21 protein-coding genes are annotated in these 22,738 nt (G+C 70.5%); 4 read left to right on the top strand and 17 right to left on the bottom strand.

Annotated features, from left to right (window positions below; translation table 11 throughout):
* Positions 1–19: 19 nt before the first annotated feature.
* Positions 20–856, top strand: a complete 837-nt coding sequence (locus AC3WXD_RS28300; RefSeq protein WP_492325129.1) for a shikimate dehydrogenase family protein — start codon at positions 20–22, stop codon at positions 854–856.
* A gap of 72 nt (positions 857–928) precedes the next feature.
* On the opposite strand, the gene AC3WXD_RS28295 is transcribed toward AC3WXD_RS28300, so the two are convergent.
* The 12 genes from AC3WXD_RS28295 to AC3WXD_RS28240 form a co-directional block, all read right to left on the bottom strand.
* On the bottom strand, positions 929–1,249 hold the full coding sequence (locus AC3WXD_RS28295; protein WP_492325159.1) for a helix-turn-helix domain-containing protein: 321 nt from the start codon (positions 1,247–1,249) through the stop codon (positions 929–931).
* Positions 1,249–1,611, bottom strand: a complete 363-nt coding sequence (locus tag AC3WXD_RS28290) for a type II toxin-antitoxin system RelE/ParE family toxin (protein ID WP_454732585.1) — start codon at positions 1,609–1,611, stop codon at positions 1,249–1,251. The genes AC3WXD_RS28295 and AC3WXD_RS28290 overlap by 1 nt, the downstream gene beginning before the upstream one ends.
* Positions 1,612–1,934: 323 nt before the next feature.
* The gene (locus AC3WXD_RS28285; protein WP_492325128.1) at positions 1,935–2,165 is read right to left on the bottom strand and encodes an AbrB/MazE/SpoVT family DNA-binding domain-containing protein; all 231 of its coding nucleotides are present in this window, start codon (positions 2,163–2,165) and stop codon (positions 1,935–1,937) included.
* Positions 2,166–2,310: 145 nt separating this feature from the next.
* A complete protein-coding gene (locus tag AC3WXD_RS28280) occupies positions 2,311–2,604 on the bottom strand; it encodes a hypothetical protein (protein ID WP_492325127.1) in 294 nt (97 codons plus the stop codon).
* A 404-nt stretch (positions 2,605–3,008) separates the two neighbouring features.
* Complete coding sequence (locus AC3WXD_RS28275; RefSeq protein WP_492325126.1) at positions 3,009–4,160, bottom strand: CaiB/BaiF CoA transferase family protein; 1,152 nt, start codon at positions 4,158–4,160, stop codon at positions 3,009–3,011.
* 116 nt (positions 4,161–4,276) lie between these two features.
* Positions 4,277–5,029: a lipoyl protein ligase domain-containing protein gene (locus AC3WXD_RS28270; protein ID WP_492325125.1), complete on the bottom strand. Its 753-nt coding sequence runs from the start codon at positions 5,027–5,029 to the stop codon at positions 4,277–4,279.
* A gap of 81 nt (positions 5,030–5,110) precedes the next feature.
* Positions 5,111–6,436, bottom strand: coding sequence for a type II toxin-antitoxin system HipA family toxin YjjJ (yjjJ, locus tag AC3WXD_RS28265; protein WP_492325124.1), 1,326 nt, complete (start codon positions 6,434–6,436; stop codon positions 5,111–5,113).
* 151 nt (positions 6,437–6,587) lie between these two features.
* Positions 6,588–7,694 (bottom strand): acetoin dehydrogenase dihydrolipoyllysine-residue acetyltransferase subunit, encoded by a 1,107-nt coding sequence (locus AC3WXD_RS28260; RefSeq protein ID WP_492325123.1) that lies wholly within the window; start codon positions 7,692–7,694, stop codon positions 6,588–6,590.
* A complete protein-coding gene (locus tag AC3WXD_RS28255) occupies positions 7,694–8,710 on the bottom strand; it encodes an alpha-ketoacid dehydrogenase subunit beta (RefSeq protein WP_020202480.1) in 1,017 nt (338 codons plus the stop codon). Before AC3WXD_RS28255 ends, AC3WXD_RS28260 begins: the two co-directional genes overlap by 1 nt.
* Positions 8,711–8,759: 49 nt before the next feature.
* Positions 8,760–9,755 carry a thiamine pyrophosphate-dependent dehydrogenase E1 component subunit alpha gene (locus tag AC3WXD_RS28250; RefSeq protein WP_020202479.1) on the bottom strand — a complete coding sequence of 332 codons (996 nt, stop codon included), beginning with the start codon at positions 9,753–9,755 and terminating at the stop codon, positions 8,760–8,762.
* A gap of 11 nt (positions 9,756–9,766) precedes the next feature.
* Positions 9,767–10,879 carry an ATP-NAD kinase family protein gene (locus AC3WXD_RS28245; protein ID WP_492325122.1) on the bottom strand — a complete coding sequence of 371 codons (1,113 nt, stop codon included), beginning with the start codon at positions 10,877–10,879 and terminating at the stop codon, positions 9,767–9,769.
* A 202-nt stretch (positions 10,880–11,081) separates the two neighbouring features.
* Positions 11,082–13,130 carry a sigma-54-dependent Fis family transcriptional regulator gene (locus tag AC3WXD_RS28240; protein WP_492325121.1) on the bottom strand — a complete coding sequence of 683 codons (2,049 nt, stop codon included), beginning with the start codon at positions 13,128–13,130 and terminating at the stop codon, positions 11,082–11,084.
* A 231-nt stretch (positions 13,131–13,361) separates the two neighbouring features.
* On the opposite strand from AC3WXD_RS28240, the gene AC3WXD_RS28235 reads away from it, so the two are divergent.
* Positions 13,362–14,114, top strand: a complete 753-nt coding sequence (locus AC3WXD_RS28235; RefSeq protein ID WP_492325120.1) for an FkbM family methyltransferase — start codon at positions 13,362–13,364, stop codon at positions 14,112–14,114.
* A gap of 105 nt (positions 14,115–14,219) precedes the next feature.
* On the opposite strand, the gene AC3WXD_RS28230 is transcribed toward AC3WXD_RS28235, so the two are convergent.
* The 3 genes from AC3WXD_RS28230 to AC3WXD_RS28220 all read right to left on the bottom strand — a co-directional run bounded on the left by AC3WXD_RS28230 (position 14,220) and on the right by AC3WXD_RS28220 (position 17,142).
* A complete protein-coding gene (locus AC3WXD_RS28230) occupies positions 14,220–14,972 on the bottom strand; it encodes a haloacid dehalogenase type II (RefSeq protein WP_020202474.1) in 753 nt (250 codons plus the stop codon).
* 23 nt (positions 14,973–14,995) lie between these two features.
* Positions 14,996–15,958, bottom strand: coding sequence for an aldo/keto reductase (locus AC3WXD_RS28225; protein WP_020202473.1), 963 nt, complete (start codon positions 15,956–15,958; stop codon positions 14,996–14,998).
* Between the two features lie 167 nt (positions 15,959–16,125).
* Positions 16,126–17,142, bottom strand: coding sequence for an LLM class flavin-dependent oxidoreductase (locus AC3WXD_RS28220; RefSeq protein ID WP_082079537.1), 1,017 nt, complete (start codon positions 17,140–17,142; stop codon positions 16,126–16,128).
* A gap of 123 nt (positions 17,143–17,265) precedes the next feature.
* Between AC3WXD_RS28220 and AC3WXD_RS28215 the strand changes: the two genes are divergently transcribed.
* Entirely contained in the window at positions 17,266–17,934 is a 669-nt protein-coding gene (locus tag AC3WXD_RS28215) for a TetR/AcrR family transcriptional regulator (RefSeq protein WP_492325119.1), read from the top strand.
* Here the strand turns inward: AC3WXD_RS28215 and AC3WXD_RS28210 are convergent.
* The gene (locus AC3WXD_RS28210) at positions 17,931–18,395 is read right to left on the bottom strand and encodes a YbaN family protein (RefSeq protein WP_492325118.1); all 465 of its coding nucleotides are present in this window, start codon (positions 18,393–18,395) and stop codon (positions 17,931–17,933) included. The two genes, AC3WXD_RS28215 and AC3WXD_RS28210, sit on opposite strands and share 4 nt — an antisense overlap.
* Before the next feature lie 297 nt (positions 18,396–18,692).
* Between AC3WXD_RS28210 and AC3WXD_RS28205 the strand changes: the two genes are divergently transcribed.
* Positions 18,693–19,691, top strand: a complete 999-nt coding sequence (locus AC3WXD_RS28205; protein ID WP_492325117.1) for a TauD/TfdA dioxygenase family protein — start codon at positions 18,693–18,695, stop codon at positions 19,689–19,691.
* 80 nt (positions 19,692–19,771) lie between these two features.
* On the opposite strand, the gene AC3WXD_RS28200 is transcribed toward AC3WXD_RS28205, so the two are convergent.
* Positions 19,772–22,618, bottom strand: coding sequence for a hypothetical protein (locus AC3WXD_RS28200; RefSeq protein ID WP_492325116.1), 2,847 nt, complete (start codon positions 22,616–22,618; stop codon positions 19,772–19,774).
* Positions 22,619–22,738 lie beyond the last annotated feature (120 nt).

Raw genomic sequence — 22,738 nt, 5'->3', positions numbered from 1 at the left:
TTCCCCTCCCACATCCGCCATGCAGATCGACGGCAATACCCGCCTTGTCGGCATCATCGCCGCGCCCGTCGCGCACGTGCGCACGCCGCAGCTATTCAACGCCTCCGCCGCCCGCCAGGGCCTGAACGCGACCTGCGTGCCCTTCCACGTCGAGCCCGCGCAATTGCCGGCCTTCCTCGCCGGCGTGGCCGGCGCGCAGAACCTCGACGGCCTCGTGGTCACGATCCCCCACAAGGAAACCGTGGTCGCCGCCTGCGGCGCGCTGACCGAAACCGCCCGGCTGGTCGGCTCCGTCAACGCCATGCGCTTCGACCGCGCGCAAGGCCACTGGATCGGCGGCAACTTCGACGGCGACGGCTTCCTGGCCGGCCTGCGCGAACGCGGCCACCGCCTCGCCGGCAAGCGCGTGCTGCAACTCGGCGCCGGCGGCGCCGGCAAATCGATGGCCTACGCCATCGCCCGCGAGCAGCCGGCCGAACTGGTCATCCACAACCGCTCCGCCGCCAAGGCCGCCGAACTCGCGGCCAGCCTGAAAGCCATCCTGCCCGCGGTGAACATCCGCGCCGGCGACGACGACCCCGCCGGCTTCGACGTGGTGGTCAACGCCACCGCGCTCGGCCTGCGCGATACCGACCCGCTGCCGATCCCCGCAACCCGGCTCGCCGCCGGCACGCTGGTCTGCGAAGCCGTGGTGCGCGACGGCGACACGCCCCTACTCAAGGCCGCGCGCGAGCAAGGCTGCGCGGTGCATCACGGGCAGTGGATGCTGTATGGACAGATCGTGGAGATTGCGCGCTTCCTGGGGGTTGGGCTGGAGGCGGCGTTTGTTGAGCGGATATTGGGGCCGGCGGGGTGAGTTGACACGGGCATGCAATGCCGCGGCCGGAACCGTTCAGCAGGTATCCGGCGCGGCCTTGCGGATTCCCACTCAGGCCGCGACGGTAATCCCGGCGGCATGCTTGCGACGCGCGGGCTGCACCACGATCTCCACATGCTGGTCGAGCGACACCAGCGCCTGCATCAGCCGCTCCAGCGAAATGTTCTGGAGCTTGTAGCGGCGGACCTGGGACACCTTGGGCTGGGTCATGCCGGTAATGGCGGCCGCCTCCGTCTGGCTCAGGCCCCGCTTGTCGAGCAGCGCATTGAACTTGAACGCGAGCGCGGCCTTTGCGGACAGGTCTTCGGCGTCGTCGAAACCGAGGTCTGCCAGTACGTTGTCGGTGCCCTGAATATCGTGCTTGTGACTCATCATGTTCTCCCGCTCACCCCGTAACGGGTGAGCACAGCCTTCAACCGCCTCTCTATCAATTCCACGTCCGGCTGCGGCGTGGCGATGCCGGACTTGGACTTTTTCTGAAACGCATGCAGCACATGCACTGCATCGCCGATCAGTACGGAGTAGACCGCCCGGAAGGTGTCACCCCGATGGTCTTCCACCAGCTCGTACACCCCGGGACCCAAGCCTTTCCAAGGCTTGGCCGAATCAGGCGTGCCGCCCAACTGGACCACGAACAGCGCGACTCCCATATCCTTCTGGACGGGGACGGGAAATGCCTTGAAGTCCTTTTTCGAGGACCCTTCCCAATACAAGAGCTTGCGTTTCTCGATCATGAATTATATCCGTTCGGATATGAAAAACAAGATGCAGAAATCATGGCAATCCTCTCGGATTACTCCTGCATCGGTTCTTCGGGGCTGGACTTGTCTGCGGCGGTACAGCGCGAGATCGGGCTCGTCTCCGGGCTTGATTGGCGATACGCTAAGCGCTACTAGCTGGCTCGTAGGCAACTGCGATCCCACTCCCGCCCCTCCCGGAGGGCCCTAAGCCGGTGACGCCGCAGTCTGCGATAGAGTCGAAGCCACCCTAGCGGTGGCTTTTGGCTTTCTGATGCCGTGAAGTGGTGGCGGCCGCGGTCGTCCTGCTGCGTTGCCGGCTATCGCGCATTGGCTTGGTCGCGGCGAAACTTGAAGTCGGCAGGCAACTTGCCGCGGAAACGGCGCAGCCGCGACAGCAGTTCGTCGGCGCCCGGTTTCTTGCGTATTGCAGCGGTACGCAATGCGTTGATCACGATTTCGATGTCGTCGCCCTCGCGCAGCGCCAGCGCTTCCACCACGCTCGGCGGCAAGCGCACGGCGAGGCTGTTGCCCCATTTCTCGATCAGCATGTCATGCTCCTGGAAGATATGCATCTTGATTGGCTATCTCGAGCGACTGGCATACAGATGCGTCGACGAAGCCGGCAAGCGCAAGCGCTTGCCGGGCTGCGCAACACGTATCAGCAATGCGCGAAAACGTGCCGGGTCACTGGCCTCATTCCGCCAAAGCGGTCTCCTGCTTCCGCAGCGCTGCCAGTTCGCTCAGCACAAGCGTCTCATGGGCGAGCCCCGCTGCCAGTGAGAAAATTCCGCTTTGTACTTCCTGATTCAACGCCCCGCACGCATTGCCTGACGCGGCATAGTCGCCGGTCATGCAGAGCAGTGCGTAAAGCTGACCTGCTTTCTCTGTCGCCAGGCTCAAGGGCGTTTCGGATGGCGCGTGAGACGTGACGAACAGGTCGGCGCCGGTGTGTTCGGCGGTGATGCCGTAGCGGGTGTGTTTAGGCATGGCGCGCCCTCCTGAACGATACGGATGCGCGCGGGAGGGTGATGATGGAAACGGCTGTCTGCCCGAGATGGGCGAGCGAAGACTGACGCATGGTGTATGCCTCTCTCTTGAACGATCTGGAATCCGCCCAATCGCTCTCAAACGGGTGGGCGGGCACAAGGCGTGGTTGAGAGACCGGAAGAGAGGCGACCGGCGGGCCCGAAGGCCCCCCGCCCAGGCCCGCCCGTAGAGGCGTACAAAGGCACAACGGACGAAAGAATACCATCTGGCAGCAGTCGTCCGTTCTCTCACATTCCGGCTCTCACCCCGGGTCGCCACGATCGCAGCGACATAGCCAGTATAGATTCCGGCGCCTCGCTCAAACCCAACAGCAACAACTTTTAACCCTTGCGCGGCCCGTCGCCTCAGACCGCGCCATCCGCACGCAACGCGGCAATCGCCTCGGCGCCGATGCCCCAATCCCGCAGGATCGCCTCGCTGTCCGCCCCCGGTTCCACCGGCGCGCTCGGCACGCCGGCCGGCGTGCGGCTGAAGCGCGGGGCCGGGGCCGGCTGCACCACGCCGTCGATTTCCAGGAAGGTCTCGCGCGCGCGGTTGTGCGGGTGGCGGGTCGCTTCGTCCCAGTCGAGCACGGGCGCGAAGCAGGCATCGCTGCCTTCGAGCAGTTCGCACCATTCGTCGCGCGTGCGGGTCAGGAACATCTGCGCCATGCGGGCCTTGAGCGCGGGCCACTGGCGCTTGTCCAGCTGCGCGTCGAAGGCGGGGTCGTCCAGCCCGCAGCGCTCGCGCAGCAGCGCGTAGAACTGCGGCTCGATGGCGCCCACGGCCACGTATTTGCCGTCGGCGCAGGTGTAGGTGTCGTAGAAGTGCGCGGCGCCGTCGAGCAGATTGTCGCCGCGCTGGTTGCTCCAGCGCCCGCCGGCCTTGAAGCCGTACATCATGGCGCCGAGCAGCGCGGTGCCGTCGGTCATGGCGGCGTCCACCACCTGTCCCTTGCCGGACTGACGCGCCTCGGTAAGCGCGCACATCACGCCGAACGCCAGCAGCATGCCGCCGCCGCCAAAGTCACCGATGTAGTTGAGCGGCACCGCCGGCGGCCGGTCCGGGCGGCCGATGGCGTGCAGCGCGCCGGCGATGGCGATGTAGTTGATGTCGTGGCCGGCGGCCTGCGCGAGCGGCCCGTGCTGGCCCCAGCCGGTCATGCGACCGTACACCAGCGCGGGGTTGCGCGCGAGGCAAGCGTCGGGGCCCAGGCCCAGGCGCTCCATCACGCCGGGGCGGAAGCCTTCGATCAGGACGTCGGCGCGGGCGATCAGGTCCAGCACGGTCTGCGCCGCGCCGGGCTTGCGCAGGTCGATGGCCAGCGAGCGGCGGCCGCGCGCGGTCACGTCGCAGCGGGCCTTGCCGGCGCTGGTGGCGGCGGGCGCGCCGGGCGCCCGCCGCCGGTCGACGCGGATCACCTCGGCGCCCTGGTCCGCCAGCATCATCGCGCAGAACGGCGCCGGGCCGAGCCCCACCATCTCCACCACCTTCAGTCCCGCCAACGGTCCCGCCATGTCTTGTCTCCGGTTGTCTGCGCTGCGCCGGGTCCATCCCCGGATGCGTCTTGCCGGATAGTTTGCCACGGCCGCCGCCGCGGGAAATCGTCAATACCGACGAATCCCGGCCCGCCTCACGCGGCGGGCACCGCGAAAGCGGGCGGGTTGGCGGCCAGCGCGCGCCGCAGCGCGTTGGCGGTAAGTTCCTCCAATGCTGCCGGCACGGCCTGCCCGCTTCGCGCGAGCGCGCCAGCCACGCTCACCACCTTGTCGGCGCGGTAGTGGCGGCCACTGCCGATGGCGGCCTCGAAATCGTTGGCGCGCCGGTTGATCTCCTCCGGCTCCGCCGTCACCAGCAGCACGGCGTGGGCCAGCACCACGTGCAGCGCGGCATCGGCGGCGCCGGCCGCCCGGCGCCAGTATTGCGCCGTGCCGGCGATCTTGCGTGCGTCCGTCTGCGGCCCCCACGCGAGATTGAAGCGGCCGTCGCAGAAAGAGCCATCCACGGCCTGCCAGTGCGTGCGCAACCCAAGCTCGGCCAGCGCGCCGGCCAGCACTTCGCACAGGTGCAGGTAGACGCCTTCGGCGTGCGTGCCCGCGCCGCCGCGCACCGGGTAGGCCAGGCTCAGGTTGAGGATGCCCGGCCCCTGCGGCACCAGCCCGCCACCGGACAGCCGCAGCCACACCGGACAGCCGCGCGCGGCGAAGTCACGGCGCGCGGCTTCCAGTTGCGCATGGCGCAGGTAGCTGCGCGGCACCACCAGCGACACCGGCGCCTGCCACAGGTGGGCCAGCCAGCGGCCGGCGGCGGCCTGCTCGAGCATGGCGTGCTCGGCGTGGAGGGGATCGGGGTCGGTTGGGTCGGGGGTGAAGGGGGTGAAGGGCATGGGTTGCGCCGTAGTGTGGTGACGTTGCACGGAAACCGCTGTTCAATACCACCTCGCCCTCGCCCGAGTGGTGACTTGCCTTCAGGCCAGCCGTTCGAGTTGCTGGCCGACGTCATCCAGCCATGCCTGCTGCCGGCCGGCAATCGCCGCGAATCCCGCGCTGGCCAGCGGATGGCCGGCAAGCCGCTGCCAGTAAGCGCGGGCCAGCGGCAGCATCTCGTGCCAGACCGCGACCGGCGGCTGCGCCGGCGGCGTGAGCGGGTCGAGGTCGTCGCGCATGGCGCCGCTGTCGTGGGGCCGCAGGCCCATCGGCAGCATGTCGTAGGTCGGCGTCAGCGGAAACGGCAGCGCGCCGTCATGCAGGAAGGCCAGATTGCCGAAATGCATGTCCGTGTTGCCGATCAGCCGGCCGAAGGCATAGAGCCGGCCGGCATCATGATGTGCTTGCTGCGTGATCACGCCCTGCGCGAACAGCGCGTCCGTCACGGCCGGCCACGCACTGCTGCCGCGTCCGACGAACTCCGCGTCCAGCGCGGCCAGCGACACCACGCCGCGCCGGCCGCCCTGCTCGGTGCGGTCAAAGCGGGCGACCTGCAAGAAGCGCTGGCCGCCGGCATCCAGCAATTCGCTCTGCGCCGCGGGCAAGCCGTGCCCGGCCAGGTGCTGCAGGGCCAGGTGTTCGGCCAGCAGCAAATCCCGCCAGCGCTGGCTGATCGCGCTGTCCTGCGCGGCGCTGAACTTGACCAGCACATCCCGCCCATCCACCTGGACCGCGAACTTCGGCTGCTCGCCGCCGGCGCTGGAGCCGATCCGCTCGCCCGCCATCGAGCGCGCCGCCAGTTCCGGAAAGCGTTGCGCGCGCTCGCCGGCGGCGATGCCTTCCGGCCGTTGCGCGAGCCAGGCGTCGCGGCTCAGGTCGCCCAGCAGCAGGTTGCCGGTCACGTCATGCTGCCCCGCCGCCAGCGCGACCAGCACGTGGTCGTCAGTCCAGTTCCGCGGGTCGTCGGGCAGGCCGAGCCCGGCGGCGCGCTGGCGCGCCCAGTGCCGGCCTAGAAAGCCCTGCGGGCGCATGTCCTGCAGCCACCACGGCAGGCCTTCGAAGTGACGATCGGGCTGGCCCGCCTCGCGCACGACAAAGCCCGGATGGACCGGCAACAGTTCGCCCCATTGCTCCAGCCTGCCGGCGGCCGTGACACGGTACAACGCCAGCTGGGCCTGCCCCGCCACGCTGCGGCGCGCCAGATACTGCGCGGCCTTGGCCTTGCCGATGCGCAGCACACGGTCGCTCGCGGCCGCGATGCGGCGCGACAACGTAGGCTGGCTGATCCCCAGCCGCTCGCACAGGTACCCCGCGTTGGCGGGACCACTGCCAAGCGCGTCGAGTAGCGCGGTGATGTGGGCAGACATGAATAGATACTGAATGGATCGATGTACGAGAAAATGATTGTATATCAATCACTTAGTAACGTCTTCTCCAATCTTTGCCGTGGAATATGAATAGATATTGAATAGATACGAAAGTGCCTTTCACGTTCCACGGCCCTCTTCACCCCCCTCTTCACCCTCCCAAATGCGCCCGCAACAACGCATTGAACTCGCCAGCCCGCTCCATCTGGCTCATATGCCCGGCGTCGTCGAACACCTTGACGGTGGCCCCGGCCGGCGCGTTCTGCGCATGGGCCGGCGGAATGACGTGGTCCTGCGCGCCCCACACCACCAGCACCGGCTTGTCGCCGAGTTTGCGGCCCGGCTGTTCGGTCTGCCGGCCGCCGCCGAACAGGCTGGCGCCGAGGCTGGCCAGGGCCTCGGTCACGCCGTCGAGGCGCTTGTACTTGAGCAGGTCGTCCAGCATCTGGCGGCTGACCAGGCCGGTGTCGGCGAACAGCAGTTCGATCACCGGCTTGAGGTCGCGCCGCGATTGCGCGTTGACGAAGCCTTCGGTGTAGCCGTTGTTGATCTCGTCGCCGAGGCCGACCGGCGAGACCAGCGCCAGCGAGCGCACGCGCTGGGGCGCGTCCACGGCCAGTTGCGCGGCCACGCCGCCGCCCATCGAGTGGCCGACCAGATGCGCCTGGCCGATGTCGAGCGCGTCCATGAACTGCGCGACGAAGCCGGCCAGCGCGGCCAGCGTGTTGCCGGGCAGTTTCGGCGTGGACTGGCCGTGCGCGGGCAGGTCCAGCGCGACCACGGTGTGCGTCTCGGCCAGCGCGTCGAGGTTGAACAGCCAGTTGTCGAGGTCGCCGCCGAAGCCGTGCAGGAACAGCACGGTCTCGGCGCCTTCGCCGCGCCTGGCGTAGCGCACGCGGATGCCGTCGATGTCGATGAACTGGTACGCGGCGGCGCCCGCTTCGGCGTCGTCTTCGTCGGCGGCCGGGGTTTCGTAGGCGGCCACGTAGGCGTCGATCTCGGCGTCGCTGACCCCGGGCGGGGCCAGTACGCCGAGCAGCGCCTTGACCGGCAGCACGTCGCCCACGGCGGCGACCTTGCGGCGCAGCGTGCCGGCGTCGGGCGCTTCCACGGCGTTGGCGATCTTGTCGGTCTCCACGTCGAGGATGGGCATGCCCACGGTGATCTGCGCGCCCTCTTCCACCAGCCAGTCGTTGATGGTGCCTTCTTTCATCGACAGGCCCCATTTGGGCATGACGATCGGGGTGATCTCGGCCATCAGTGTTTTCCTCCCTTCACGGTCTTGCGCGCGGCCTCGGCGATCTGCGCCGCGCTGGGGATGTAGAGGTCTTCCAGCGCGGGCGAGAACGGCACCGGCGTGTGCGGCGGGCACACCATCTCGATGCCGGCCTTGAGCGCGCCGAAGGCCCGCTGCGCGACCTGCGCGGCGATGTCGGTGGCGATGTTGCAGCGCGGGCTGGCTTCGTCCACCACCACCAGGCGGCCGGTGTTTTCCACGGTCTCCAGCACGGTGTCGATGTCCAGCGGCGACAGGCTGCGCAGGTCCACCACCTCGGCCTCGATGCCTTCCTTGGCCAGCGTGGCGGCGGCTTCCAGCGCGCGGTGCACCATCAGGCCATAGGTGACGATGGACACATCCTTGCCGTCGCGCACGATGTTGGCCTCGCCGAACGGAATCGCGTACGAGTTCTCCGGCACCTCGCCTTCGAAGCCGTACAGGTTCTTGTGCTCGCAGAAGATGACGGGGTCGTTGTCGCGGATGGCCTGGATCAGCAGGCCCTTGGTGTCGTAGGGCGTGGACGGGCACACCACCTTGAGCCCCGGGATGTGCGTGAACAGCGGCGTAAGCATCTGGCTGTGCTGGGCCGCCGCGCGAAAGCCCGCGCCGACCATCGCGCGGATCACCACCGGCGTCTCGGCCTTGCCGCCGAACATGTAGCGGAACTTGGCGGCCTGGTTGAAGATCTGGTCGAAGCACACACCCATGAAGTCGATGAACATCAGCTCGGCGATGGGGCGCATGCCGCAGGCCGCCGCGCCGATGGCCGCGCCGACGTAGGCGGACTCGGACAGCGGCGTGTCGAGCAGGCGGTCGCCGTGCTTGGCGTAGAGGCCCTTGGTGACGCCGAGCACGCCGCCCCAGGCGTCCTTCTCGCCGTCCGCGCCGGCGCCGCCGACGATATCCTCGCCGAGCATGATCACGCTCGGGTCACGGGTCATTTCCTGGTCGATCGCTTCGTTGATCGCCAGCTTCATGCTGAGTTTGCGGGACATGGTTGGGTCTCCTGTCTGTGCTGTTCGTGCGGTCCGGTCTGCGATGCGCTCAGTAGCTGACGTAGACGTCGGTGAGCAGGTCGGCGGCGGTGGGGAACGGCGCGGCCTTGGCCTGCTGCACGGCGTCCTCGATCAGCGCGGCGACCTGCTCGTCGATGGCCTTCAGTTCTTCGGGGGCGATCACGCCGGCCTGCGTCACGGTGGCGGCGAATTTCTTCAGGCAGTCCTTGTTGGCGCGGATGTCGTCGAGCTCGCCGCTGGCGCGGTAGGTCTGCGCGTCGCCCTCGAAATGGCCATAGAAGCGCACCATCTTGCATTCGAGCAGCGCGGGGCCGCCGCCTTCGCGGGCACGTTTGATGACTTCGCCGGCGGCCTCGTGCACGGCGAAGAAGTCGGTGCCGTCCACGGTCACGCCGGGAATGCCGAAGCCGGCGGCGCGGTCGACGTAGCTGTCCACGGCGGTGCCGTACTCGCGCGCGGTGGACTCGGCGTAGCCGTTGTTCTCGATGACGAAGATCACCGGCAGGTTCCACACGGCGGCCAGATTCAGGCTTTCGAGGAAGGTGCCCTGGTTGGAGGCGCCGTCGCCGGCGAACGTGATGCCGACCTCGCCCTTGCCGCGGAACTTGGCGGCCAGCGCGGCGCCGCAGACCAGCGGCGCGCCCGCGCCGAGAATGCCGTTGGCGCCCATCATGCCCTTGGACAGGTCGGCGATATGCATGGAGCCGCCCTTGCCGTTGCACGAGCCGCCCTTGCGGCCGTAGATCTCCTTCATCATCGCCGCCGGATCCACGCCCTTGGCGATGCAGTGGCCGTGGCCGCGGTGCGTGCTGGCGATACGGTCGCCGTCGCCGAGGTGATGCAGGATGCCGACGCCGGCGGCTTCCTCGCCGGCGTAGAGATGGACGAAGCCGGGAATGTCGCCGCGGCCGAAGTCCACGTGCAGGCGCTCCTCGAAATCGCGGATGGTGCGCATGCGGCGATACACGGCGAGCAGGTCTTCCTTGCCGAGCGGCAAGGTGTTCTGGCTGGCTGGGGTGGTCATGTCTGTCTCCTTCATGGTTTTGTGGCAGCGGTAAGGCTATCGGCAAGCGTTGGCGGGCAGGAAGCGGGCGGCGGCGCGCGCCCGCAGCGCATCAGCCCGGCGGCAGCGGCGTAGCGCATGCAGGCGGCCACGTCGAGGCTGAGGAAGGCGCGCTCGCGCAGCGTCACGGTAACTTCGTCGCGCGCGCCGAACACCAGCTCGCGCTCGCCGTCCAGCGCGACGATGCCGCTGCGCTGGCGCACGCGGTGCGGCACGCCGTCGGCCAGGCGCTCCCAGCCGGCGATGGGCACGGCGCTGAGCAGCCCCGGCGCGATCGGCGCGCGCAGGTCGAAGCGGCCTGCGCCGGCGGCGGCGAGCTCGATGGCGAGGCCGCCGGGCTCGTGGCGCCCGACCGGCTCGAGCAGCCCGCCGATGGCGGACAGGCCGATGGCCTGCGGATCGGCGAAGGCGAGGTACACGGCGCCAAGCGTCTCGGTCTTCCACAACGCGCGCGCGCCGATGAAATGCTCGTGCGAGATCACGGCGTCCACCAGGGCGATGTCGTGGCGCACTTCGTGTTCGCCGGCGATGCGGACGTCGAGCCGCTTGTTGGCGGCCAGCGCCTGCGCGGCGGGAATGCGCCCGCTGGCGAACAGGCCGGTGGCAAGGCCGGTGATGGTGGCCTCGCGCATTTCGGGATAGGCGTTGTTGGTGCCGGTGGAGATGCCGGCAATCGGCACGCGGCCGCATTCGCGCACCACCGCGCGATGGGTGCCGTCGCCGCCGAGCACGATGATGGCGGCGACGCCCGCCTCGCGCATCATGCGCGCGGCCAGGAAGGTATCGTCCACGCGCGCGGTGACGGGCATGTCGAGGTAGGCCACTTCGGGCAGCGCGGCGTCCGGCCCCTGGCGACGCGTCAGATGGCGCGCCAGCAGCACGCGCATGCCTTCGCGGTCCGGCATCATCAGCACGCGGCCCACGCCGCAGGCGGCGAGCGCGGCCAGCAGGCGCAGCACGATGTTGACGCGGTCGGCCAGCTGCAGCGTATTGGCGTTGGCGATCACGCGGCGGATGTCGCGCGCCGAGATCGGATTGGCGATGATGCCCACCAGCGGCCGCGCGGCCAGCGTCTGCTCACCCATGCCTGGTCTCCTGCCGTTTTATCTTGTGGCAGGCATATCGCAATGGGCGTGCCACCCGGCGCACACGCAGGCAAGGCAGCAAAAGCGCGGAAAAAGCGCGGGATTACCCGCAGAAAAAACGGCTACCGGCGAGACAGCCGGGGCCGCGCTGTGACAGGTGTCACAGCATCAGGTGTCAAGCCGCGCGACACCTGTCGCGCGGTCAGTGCGGCGCGTCGCGCTGGTTGGGCGAGGCGATGCCATAACGCGCCATGCGGCGGTACAGCGTCATGCGGCTCACGCCGATCTGGCGCGCCACCGCGCTGAGGTTCCAGCCCGCCGCGCGCAGGTACTGCATCAGCAGCATGCCCTCGGGCGGAAGCTGGTGCGGATCGAAGTGCGGATCAAAGTGCGGGCCGGGGCCGGCGACCGGCGCCGGCTGGACCGCTGGCGCCGCCGCGCCGGCCGGCGGCAGCGCGGGCGCCAGCAAGCCCGGTTGCCGCGGTGCGGCGCCGATGCCTTCGGGCAGGTCTTCCACTTCGACATGGCCGCCGGTGCAGACCGCGCGCGCGTATTCGAGCGCGTTGCGCAGTTCGCGCAGGTTGCCGGGCCACGCATGCGCATGCAGGCGCGCGCGCGCCGCCGGCGACAGGCTGACGGCGGCGCCGCCCGCGCCGAGCATCTTGTCGATCAGCCAGTCCAGGTCGGTGCGCTCGCGCAGCGGCGGCAGCGCGAGGCGCGCGCCGTTGAGGCGGTAGTACAGGTCTTCGCGGAAGCGCCCGCTGCTCACCAGTTGATCCAGCGGATGGTGCGTGGCGGAAATCACGCGCACATTGACCGGCACCGGCCGCGCGGCGCCGATGGCCAGCACCTCGCCTTCGGCCAGCACGCGCAGCAGGCGCGATTGCAGCTCGCGCGGCATGTCGCCGATCTCGTCGAGGAACAGCGTGCCGCCGTCCGCTTCCTGGATCAGGCCGCGCTTGGCGCGCGGGCCTGCGCCGGAGAAGCTGTTGGGCAGGTGGCCGAACAGTTCGCTCTCGATCAGCGTCTCGGGAATCGCCGCGCAGTTGACCGCCACGAACGGCCCGCCGCGGCGCGCGCTGGCCTGGTGCAGCGCCTTGGCGAGGTATTCCTTGCCGCTGCCGGTCTCGCCGTTGATCAGCAGGTTGATCGGCGAATCCACCAGCCTGGCGGCGCGCTGCAATTGCTGCTGCAGCGCGGCATCGCCGCCGCACAGGGCGGCCAGCGGCGCCTGCAGCGGCGCGCCGCGCGCCACCACGGCCGGCTGCCAGCGCGGCGCCGGCGGCATCACGCTCAGGTAGAGCCGCCTGCCGCTGCGCGACAGCGCCAGCGCGCGCTGCTCGCTCGGGCGCGAATGGACGAAGCGGCCGAGCTCGTCCAGGCGGGCGTCGAACAGCGCCTCGAAGGCCATGCCCAGCACCGGCGCGCCCGATACGGTCGATACGCCGCCGCCCGCGCCAAGCTCGGCCTCCAGCATCTGCTGCGCGCGCCGGTTGTGGCCGCTCACGCGGCCGGCGGCGTCGAGCGCGAGCAGGTATTCCGGGTTCACGTCGACGAATTCCGGCGCCGCGTCGAGCTTGAGGATCCAGTCCTCGCGGTGGCTGCGCAGGAAGCTGGCGTTCTCGATGTGGCTGGCGTAGATGCGCACCATCTGCAGCGCCAGCCCCTGGCTGTCCTTGGCTTGCGGCGAGGTCAGCGCGGAGATGTCGAGGATGGCGCAGAGGCTGCCGTGCGAGTCGAACAGCGGCGCGGCGGTGCAGGTCAGCGGGATGTGGGTGGCGTCGAAATGGTCGGCCTGGTGCACCGTCAGCGCCTGCCCGGTGGCCAGCGCGGTGCCCACCGCGCAGGTGCCGGCGCCGGCCTCGCTCCACTGCGCGCCCAGGTACAGGCCGGCGCGGCGCAGGCGTGCGTCGGCATTGGCGTCGCCGAGGTAGTCCACGGTCACGCCCTGCGCGTCGGTGAGCAGCACCACGTAGCCCATGCCGGCCACCTGGCCGTAGAGCGTCTGCAGGCCGTGGCGGGCGATGCGGGTGAAATCGTCGATGCGCTGCTGGTGCTCGCGCAGCCGCGTCTGCGGCAGGATGCGGGCCTGCTGCATGCGCGCGGGGTCGAGCCCGTACTGGTGCACGCAGCGCCGCCAGGAATTCTGGATGATGGTCTCGGGCGCGCGCGGCAGGCACGGCAACGGCGCGCCGGCGTGCGTGGTGAGCTGGACTACCGTGTCGATGTGCTCGCGTTGCCGCAGGTCCATCGTCGTCTCCTTGTCGTCTCCCGGCGTGGCGCCGTCCGGCTCTGCGTGCCTCTGAATGACGGGCGGCCGGGAATCCTAATGTATCCGACCGGGAGCGGCTTGGGCAAACCTCTTCATGCGATGTGCGCGGGCAGGCCCATGCGTGCGGCGCAGCAATTTTCGTATCCGTCCAATGTCCACGGCTCGGGTTTCGCCTTAACTTCGAGGCCTCCCACTCGCCCACGCCGGCCCATGCCGATCCTGTTCCCCCCGACCGAAGTCATCACCAGCGCACTCGACGGCACTCGCTACATCGTTTTCCAGGGGCCGGACCTGATCTCGAACGAACTGAGGAAGACCGGTGGCTTCGAAACATGGCTGCGCCCGTTCTTCGAAAAGCTGCTGCGCAACCAGTTGCCCGGCACCATTCTCGACGTCGGCTGCAACATCGGCACCTTCGTGCTGCCGCTGGCGCGGCAGTATCCGCTGCACCGCTTCGAATGCTTCGACGCGCAGCGGCTCGCGCTCTATTGCCTGGGCGGATCGATCGCGCTGAATTCCCTTTCCAACATCAACACCTACCATCTCGCGCTGTCCGACCGCCCCGGCGAAATCGAGGCGCAGATCCCGGACTACCCGAGCCACAACAACATCGGCAGCTACAGCTTCGACGCGGAATTCAACGCTTTCCATCGCCGCAGCCCGCAAGGCGTGGCGGTCGAGCGGATTCCCGTGGCGACGCTGGACCAGGGCGAGTACACCGATATCCGCCTGATCAAGATCGACGTCGAAGGCATGGAGCTCCAGGTGCTGCAAGGCGCCCGGGAACTGCTCAGGCGCAACCACTATCCGCCGCTCGTCTTCGAGACGTGGAAATTCGCGTGGTTCGCCGAGCGCAGGGAAGCGCTGATCGCGTGGGTGGAGGCGCTGGGCTACGAGGTCTTCCACTGGGGCTGCGACAGCTTTGCCCAGCATCCGGCCCGCGGGGAAGTCATCCGGTTCTAGCGTTCCCGGACCGCGAAGTGCGGGCGCCGCGCAAGCGCGCACCGGCGGCGCGGAACGGGCGGGCGCATCCGCGCATCCGCCCGCACATCCGCGCGCGCGCCGGCTTCAGCAGCCGAGCCGGTCGGCCAGTTCCGTCATGCTGCCGGCCACCACGTCCCAGTCGGACTCGGCGGCGCGGTCCTTGGACTGGTTCGGCCCGTATTCCGTGGGCCGGTTGACGTAGGCCGTGCGCATGCCGTGCGAGCGCCCGTGGCGCAGGTCGCCGTTGTGCGCCGCCACCAGCATCACCTCGTGCGGATGCAGGCCGAGAAAGCCGATCACGCCACGGTAGATGCGCGGATCGGGCTTGAAGTGGCGCACCACGTCGGCGCTGTAGATCGCGTCCCACGGCAGGCCGGCGTGCCGGGCCGTGTCGATCAGGCACGGCACGCTGCCGTTGGAGAACGTGCTCAGGATGTAGCGCTGCTTCAGGCGCGTGAGCCCGGGCACGGTGTCGGGCCAGCCCGAGAGCCGGTGCCAGGCGCGGTTGAGGTAGTCCTTCTCGGCCTCGTCCAGGCCCTGGATGCCGAACTCGTCGAGCAGCACGTCGAGCCGCTCGCGGTGCAGCACGTCGATGTTGGCCCAGGGCCGCGCGCCTTCGCGCACGCGGTCCATGCCGGGCACGTAGCCAGCGCGCCAGGCGTCGGCGAACGCCACCCAGTCCGCCTCGATGCCCTTGCGCTTGCCGAAGGCGGCGAGGTCGGCGCTGACGCTGCTGCGCCAGTCGACCACGGTGCCGAACACGTCGAACACCAGCGCCTTCACTTCGCCGAGGCCGTGCTTGCCGGCGTCCGCCGCCTGGCCGTTATTGCTGTCCATGTCTGCTCCCGTTGCGGCCGCGCTCAGGCGCTGGCCTTGTCGAGCAGGGCGATGTCGTCGGCGCCGAGCTGCAGGCGCGTGGCGGCGATCAGGTCGTCCAGCTGCGCCACCGAAGTGGCGCTGGCGATGGGCGAGGTGATGCTCGGCCGCGCGATCAGCCACGCCAGCGCGACCTGCGTCGGATTGGCGCCGCGGCGTGCCGCCACTTCGTCGAGCGCGGCCAGGATGCCCAGGCCGCGCGCGTTCAGGTAGGCCTTGACGGCCTGCCCGCGCGCGCTGCTCTTGTCGAGGTCGGCCTCGGAGCGGTACTTGCCGCTCAGGAAGCCGCTGGCCAGCGCGTAGTAGTTGAGCACGCCCAGCCCTTCGCGCAGCACCAGCGGCTCCAGCTCGCTCTCGTATGCCGCGCGGGTGTAGAGATTGTAGTTCGGCTGCAGGCTCTCGTAGCGCGGCAGGCCGAGGCGGGCGCTGGTCGCCAGCGCTTCGGCCAGGCGCGCGGCGCCGTAGTTGGAGGCGCCGATGGCGCGCACCTTGCCGGCCTTGATGAGGCGGTCGTAGGCGTCCAGCGTTTCTTCCAGCGGGGTGTCCTGGTCGTCGGTGTGCGACTGGTAGAGATCGATGTAGTCGGTCTGCAGTCGCTGCAGCGAGGCATCGACGGCGCGCTCGATGTACGCGCGCGACAGGCCCTTGCTGCCTTCGCCCATCTCGATGCCGACCTTGGTCGCCAGCACCACCTCGGCGCGCTTGCCGCTGCGCTTGAACCACTTGCCGATGATGGTCTCGGATTCGCCGCCCCGGTTGCCGGGCACCCAGCGGGAATAGACGTCGGCGGTGTCGACGAAATTGAGCCCGGCGCCGACGAAGGCATCGAGCAGCTTGAAGGAGGTGGCCTCGTCGGCACTCCAACCGAACACGTTGCCGCCGAATGCCAGGGGCGAGACTTCCAGCCCGGACCTGCCCAGTTTGCGCTTGGTGATGCTTGAGGTCATCCGTTTTGCTCCGCGAGTTGCATGCGATGTGCCCCCGTCAGGCCGGCCCGTCGGCGGCAGGGTGCCGCGCCGGTGGCCGGCGCGGCGAAAAGCACATTGTAGGCAGGGAACGGAAAGCTTGCTGGCGGGGTCCGCGGCGGCCCCTTCCGTGCGTCAGCCGCGCAAACTCAGAGCGCGGTGCGCGCGGCGGGCGCGAGGTCGCGCATGGCCTGCGCGGCGATCTCGAACGAGCGCAGGCGGGCTTCGTGGTCGTAGATCTGCGCGGTCAGCATCAGCTCGTCCGGGCGCAGGTCGTCGACGAAACGCTGCAGGCCGGCGCGCACGCCGGCCGCGTCGCCCACCACCGAGCAGGCCAGCGAGCGGCGGATATGGGTGGCCTCGGTCTCGCTCCACAGCGTCTCGATGTCGTCCACGGGCGGACGGATCGGGCCGGGCGCGCCGCGCACCAGCGCCAGGAACTGCTGCTGCAGCGAGCTGAACAGGCGGCGCGCCTGCACCTCGGTATCCGCCGCGAACACGTTCAGGCCGAGCATGACGTGCGGGCGGTCCAGTTGCTCGGACGGGCGGAAGGTCTGCCGGTACAGATCGACCGCCTGGCGCATGAAACCCGGCGCGAAGTGCGAGGCGAACGCGAACGGCAGGCCCATCGCCGCGGCCAGCTGCGCGCTGAACAGGCTGGAGCCGAGCAGCCACAGCGGCACCTTCAGGCCCGCGCCGGGCACCGCGCGCAGGCGCTGGCCGGGGCGCGGCGTGTCGAAATACGCCTGCAGTTCTTCGACGTCCTGCGGGAAGGCGTCGGCGGTGTCCTGCGTGGCGCTGCGGCGCAGCGCGCGGGCGGTGGACTGGTCGGTGCCGGGCGCGCGGCCCAGGCCGAGGTCGATGCGGCCCGGGAACAGCGCCTCGAGCGTGCCGAACTGCTCGGCCACCACCAGCGGCGAGTGATTGGGCAGCATGATGCCGCCCGAGCCCACGCGGATGGTGGAAGTGCCGTTGGCGACGTGGCCGATCAGCACCGCGGTGGCGGCGCTGGCGATGCCGGGCATGTTGTGGTGCTCGGCCAGCCAGAAGCGGCGGTAGCCGAGGCGCTCGGCGTGCTGCGCGAGCGCAAGCGTGTTGCGCATGGCCTGGCCGGCATCGCCGCCTTCCACGATGGGCGACAGGTCAAGCAGGGAGTAGGGGATCATGGCGGCACTCATGGCGTAGATGCGGAACGTCGATGGGGGCGACGGACTGCGGCCGGCTCGACGATTTATTGAACGATCGCTATATTAATCACAGGCTGGTGCGACTGGCAACGGAAAAATATAATGACCACTATGAAAAAGAGTGTTTCCGGCGCGGGCCGTGGACGGCCCCGGCAATTCGATCGCGACGCGGCGCTGGGCCAGGCCCTGGCGCTGTTCTGGCGCCACGGCTACGAGTCCACCTCGGTCGCGGCGCTCACCGAGGCGATGGCGATCACCGCCCCCAGCCTGTACGCCGCCTTCGGCAGCAAGGAGCAACTGTTCTACGAAGCCGTGGACCGCTACGCCGAGACCCACGGCGCGCTGCTGTACGGCCCGCTGGAAGCCGGCGGCAGCGCGCGCGAGGCCGTGCACGGCCTGCTGGCCGGCGCGGCCGCGCTGTTCAGCGCCAAGGGCAGCCCGGCCGGCTGCTTCCTGATGAGCGGCACCAGTTGCTCGGCGGACTGCGCCTACATCGAGGACACGCTGCGCCTGCGCCGCCGGGAAAAGGAACAGGCCATGCAGGCGCGCATCGAGGCCGGCATCGCCGCGGGCGAGCTGCCCGCGGGCGCCGACGCGGCGGCGCTGGCGCGCTTCTTCAACGCGGTGATGCAGGGCATGTCGATGCAGGCGCGCGACGGCGCCACGCGCGCCGCGCTGGAAGGGCTGGCGGAGATGGCGATGCTGGCCTGGCCGGCGCCGCCCGCAAGGCCTGCCAAAGCGGCCAGAACAAAGGCGCCGCAGAGGGTTTAGGAAGCCGGCGGCTCCGGCCGGCGCCACAGCCACGCCAGCACGCAGGCCATGCAGGCGATCGCGGCATAGGCCAGCCAGGGCCGGTGCATGCCGTACAGCAGCACGCCGGCGCACACCGTCATCGCGGCCGTGGCGCTCCACTTGGCGCGGCGGCTGACCATGCGGCCGTGATGCCAGTTGTAGAGCATGGGGCCGAACACGCGGTGGCCGAGCAGCCATGCGTGCAGCCGCGGCGAGCCCTTGGCCGCGGCCCACGCGGCCAGCAGCACGAATTCCGTGCTCGGCAGACCCGGAATGAACAGGCCAAGGATGGCCACGCCCAGGCTGGCCAGCGCCAGCGCGGTCAGCAGCGCGCGCGCCGCGCGCGTGCGCGCCAGGCGCAGCGGAGCATCGTCGGCCTGCGCCGCGGCGCGGGCCCGGGGCGGCACGGCGTCGCGCGGGCCGGCTTTCGCGTCATCCACGGCGGTTCACCTCGGCGGCAAACCGCGCCGCGCCGCGGCAAGGCGGGCGGCCCCGTGCGTGAGGGCGGCAACGGCAGGTGGCATGGAATGGCTTCTCTCGGTTCGGCTGGCGGTATGCGTGCCATTGTCCGCGCCGCCGCGTCGCGCGGCAAGGCGTGGCCCGCGCGACCCCGGCGGCGATGCGGCTTGCGCGCATATGCAAAGCCGAATTCCTTCGTTGAGCACGCCGCGCGGCACGGCATATGGTAGCGCTTTGGCGGCAGGCGCCGCCCTCTTCCCTTGCCAAGGAGCCTCGCCATGACCGTCGCCGCGACCGCCGCTGTGACCGCCGCCGTGACCGATACCACCGCGGACGCCGCGCGCCGGCACGCCGCCGGACAACCGCTCACCGTGCACCCGCTTTCCGCGCACATCGGCGCGCGCATCGACGGCGTGGACCTGCGCGCGCCGCTGCCGCCGGCACAGGTGGCGGCGATCCGCGCCGCACTGCTGAAGTGGAAGGTGGTGTTCTTCCGCGACCAGCACCTGTCGCACGAGCAGCACATCGCCTTTGCCCGGCAGTTCGGCGAGCTCACCGTCGGGCATCCCGTGTTCGGCCACGTGGACGGCTTTCCCGAGCTGTACTCGATCAGCAAGCACCGCAAGGCCAACCGCTTCGAGGGCCAGGCGATCCAGCGCCCGTGGACCGGCTGGCACACCGACGTGACCGCGGCGGTCAACCCGCCGGCCGCCTCCATCCTGCGCGGCGTGGTGATCCCACCCTATGGCGGCGACACGCAGTGGACCAACCTCGTGGCCGCCTACCAGGGCCTGTCCGAGCCGCTGCGCCGCATCGTGGACGGCCTGCGCGGCGTGCACCGCTTCACCGCGCCGGCCGGCGCCAGCGCCACCGGCGAGTTCGAGCGCGCGGTCAAGAGCCGCTCGCTGGTCAGCGAGCATCCGCTGGTGCGCGTGCACCCCGAGACCGGCGAGCGCGCGCTCTACGTCAGCCCGAGCTTCCTCAAGTCGCTGTCCGGCTTCGCGCCGCGCGAGAGCCAGCAACTGCTGGAGCTGCTGTGGGAACACGTGGTGCGCCCGGAATACACGGTGCGCTTCAAGTGGGAACCGGGCAGCATCGCGTTCTGGGACAACCGCGCCACCGCGCACCTGGCGCCGGCCGACATCTTCGACCTCGATTTCGACCGCCAGCTCTACCGCATCACGCTGGTGGGCGACGTGCCGGTCGGCGTGGACGGCAGCCCCTCCAGCGCGCTCGAGGGCGACCCGGTGCTGGCCGCGCACGGCGCGGCTTCGTAGCGCGGCGGCGCCGGCATCGGGCCGACAGCCGCCACAGACAAGCGCAGGGCCTCCGCGCCGAGTGGCGCCTCAGCGCGCCATCAGCGAGCCCATAGCGCCCGCGCCACCGCGTCGCCCGCCGCGCCGCCGCCGAACACGCGCTGGCCGATGGCGAAGCCGAGCTCGCGGTAGCTTTCCCACTGCGCCTCGTCGAAGAACTGGTCGCTGGTGGGCTCCTGCGGGAAGGCCGGATGGCTGGCGCCGTATTGCCGCACGTCGGCCGGCGCGCCGGCGAGCGGGCACGGCTTGAGCAGCACGATGCGCGCGACCGGGCTGCGCGCGGCGGCGGGCTCGCCGGCGCGATAGACGTTGAGCAGCAGCGCGCACTTGTCGCCGGTCTTGTCGCCAGCTTCGTTGCTGCCCGCGCCGCGCGCCTGCGGCGGGAAATCCGCGGGCGTGCCGAACACGCCGCCGAGCAGCGGGTCCTCGGCGGCGGCGCCGTCGACCACGATCTCCAGCCCCAGGTCGATGCGCGCCAGCCGGATCAGGTTGGCGAGGTCGCCGAACTGGTAGCGCGGGTCCGCCCCGCAATCGCACAGCACGATCAGCGACACCCGGCGCTCCGGGCGCAGCAGCTCGTAGACCGCGGTGTTCTCGAAGTGGCCGCCGTCGGACAGGTATTGCCAGCCGCGGTGGGTGCCGTGGAAGCGCGCGCTCAGCTCGCACGCCAGGTAGTACTGCGTGCGGAGCAGCGAGATGCACGCGCCCAGCCACGGCCTGCCGGGCCGGTCGGCCTGCACGCGGTCGCGCTCGGCGCCGCCGGCGCGCGGCGCGCTGCCGGCATCGAGCGGATAGGACGGCCACCACGTGCCCAGGCGCAGGTTGGCCAGCCCCAGCAGCAGCGAGGTGCCGAGCGTGGTGGAGCGCCCCAGGCCGGTGGAGATGGCCGCGCCCGAGGTGGCGATCCAGTCGCCCAGCGTGCGCGACTGCGCCAGCTCGCTGCCGCCAGCCTTGTGCGTCTCCGGAAAGAAGCGCTGGCCGTCCACGGTGAAGCGCACGAAGGCATCGGGCGGCAGCCCGCGCGCGGCGGTGGGCGGCAGCGTGAACGGCCCCGGCGCGATGCACAGCGGCTTGCCCTTGCGGTCGCGCTGCACCAGTTGCTCGGCCGGGTCCACGGTCAGGTTGAGCGTGACGTTGATCAGGTGCAGCGGCGCCAGCATGGCGGGATCGTAGTAGGCGTTGAGGCTCAGCGCGTCGCCCTCGGCCGGCTCCGCCACGCTCAGGCGCGCGCGCTGCGCGGCGTGCTGCCGCGCGGCGGACCCGGCGCCGGCGGGCGGCGCGAAGCGCTGGCCGTTGGAGCCGCCCAGGTAGGCGCGCGTGAGCCGCGCCGAGTAGAACTGCTGCAGCGTGGACAGATTGAGGAAACCGGCGAAGCGCCCGGCGATCAGCGTGAGCCCGAGCGCCAGCGCGCTCAGCGTGCCCAGCACGGGCGTGGTGTAGGCATTGCCGAACACCAGCCAGTCGACCGGCTCGGCGCCGTTCCAGCGCACCCACAGCACCAGCCACGACCACAGCACGAACACCAGCAGCGCCAGCACGGCGGCGGCGCTGCCGGCCAGCAGCGACACCGGCAGGCGCGCCAGCGCGGCCACGATGCCGCCCTTGCCCGCGCCGCCCTCGCCCTTGCCGTCGAGCATGCCGGCGCCGTAGCGCACCAGCCAGACCAGGGCGCCGAGCGCGCCGGCCGGGCCGAGCGCGCCCCACGGATGGCCGCTGGACTGCGTGTACAGGTAGAACGTGCGCGCCACGGTGTCCGCCACGCCCAGCGCCGCCAGCCACAGCACGATGCCGACCGCGCCGCTCAGCGCGCGCGTGGCGCGCACGCGGTAGGCCTGCACCGTGGCGGGCGGCTCGCGGCACAGGACGAAGCAGCAGGCCACGCCGAGCCAGCACAGCACGCCCGCGCCGAGCAGCAGGCAGGACACCACGAGGCCCGGCCCGAGCCAGTGCAGCCACGCCGCCAGCCCCAGCATCGCCGCGCCCGCCAGCGCGGCCAGCCGCGTGGCGAGGCTGTCGAAGCGCAGCGCCGGCTGCGCCTCGCCGGCGCGCGGGTAGACCAGCCAGTACGCCACCGCGGGCGGCACCGCCAGCAGCAGCAGCGCCGCCAGCGGCAGCCACAGCAGCTCGCTCCACCAGATCGCCATGCCGCCTTCGTTGAACACCTGGCGCGCGTCGTGCAGCAGGTCCATCTGGTGCCGGCCCAGGCCGATCCAGCAGCCCACGGCAAGATGGCGCAGCAGGGCCAGCACCGCCAGCAGCAACAGCAACGCGCTGCCGATCACGTACTGCATGGCGAACCAGTTGCGCACCACCAGCGCGGCCGCGTAGAGCGAATCGCCGCCGCCGGACGGGGTCAGGTAGCGCCCGTTCTCGCGCAGCCACGCCACCGCCGCGCGGCCGGGCTCGGCGGCATAGGACACCGAGGAACGGATGCGCCCGGGCGGCTCCTGCTCCAGCGTGTGGTAAGCCAGCGCCGCGGCCTCGGCGGCGCTGGTGCCGGACTTCAGGCGCCCGGGCACGAACAGGCTGCAGAAGAAGGCGCCGAGGTAGCCGCCGCCGCTGACGGTGGAGAGGTAGTCGAACTGGCCGAGCAGCGCGGCGGTGGCCGGCGCGGGGGCCGGCGCGATGGCGTCGGGGCCGTCGCCTTCCTGCACGTCGGCGGGCGCGGCGCCGGGCGGCGGCGCCCGCCCGGCCAGTTGCGGCGGCGGCGCCTTGGCCAGCGCCTGCATCACGCCCAGGCAGAAGGTGGCGCTGCGGATGCCGCCGCCCGACAGCGCCAGCGCCCAGTTGCCCTCGCCGTCGCGCGCGCGCCGGGGAATGCCGAGCTGCCGGCGGCGCCGCGCGATGCGGGCGGGTTCATCTCCGGAAGGCTGGTCTTCGGCAGGCATGCGGCTCTCCCTCGCAGATGTCCGCCCAAGTATAGGCGGCGCCACGGCGGGTGGCGGCGCGAAGTGCCGGGCGGGCCGCCCGCGCCGGCGCGGGGCGGCATGAAGCGGCCCAAGACAGCA

This window comes from Cupriavidus sp. FW216-B1, assembly GCF_058789195.1.
Note: the sequence above shows the minus strand (reverse complement) of the source record. Positions and strands in the feature narration are given on the sequence as shown.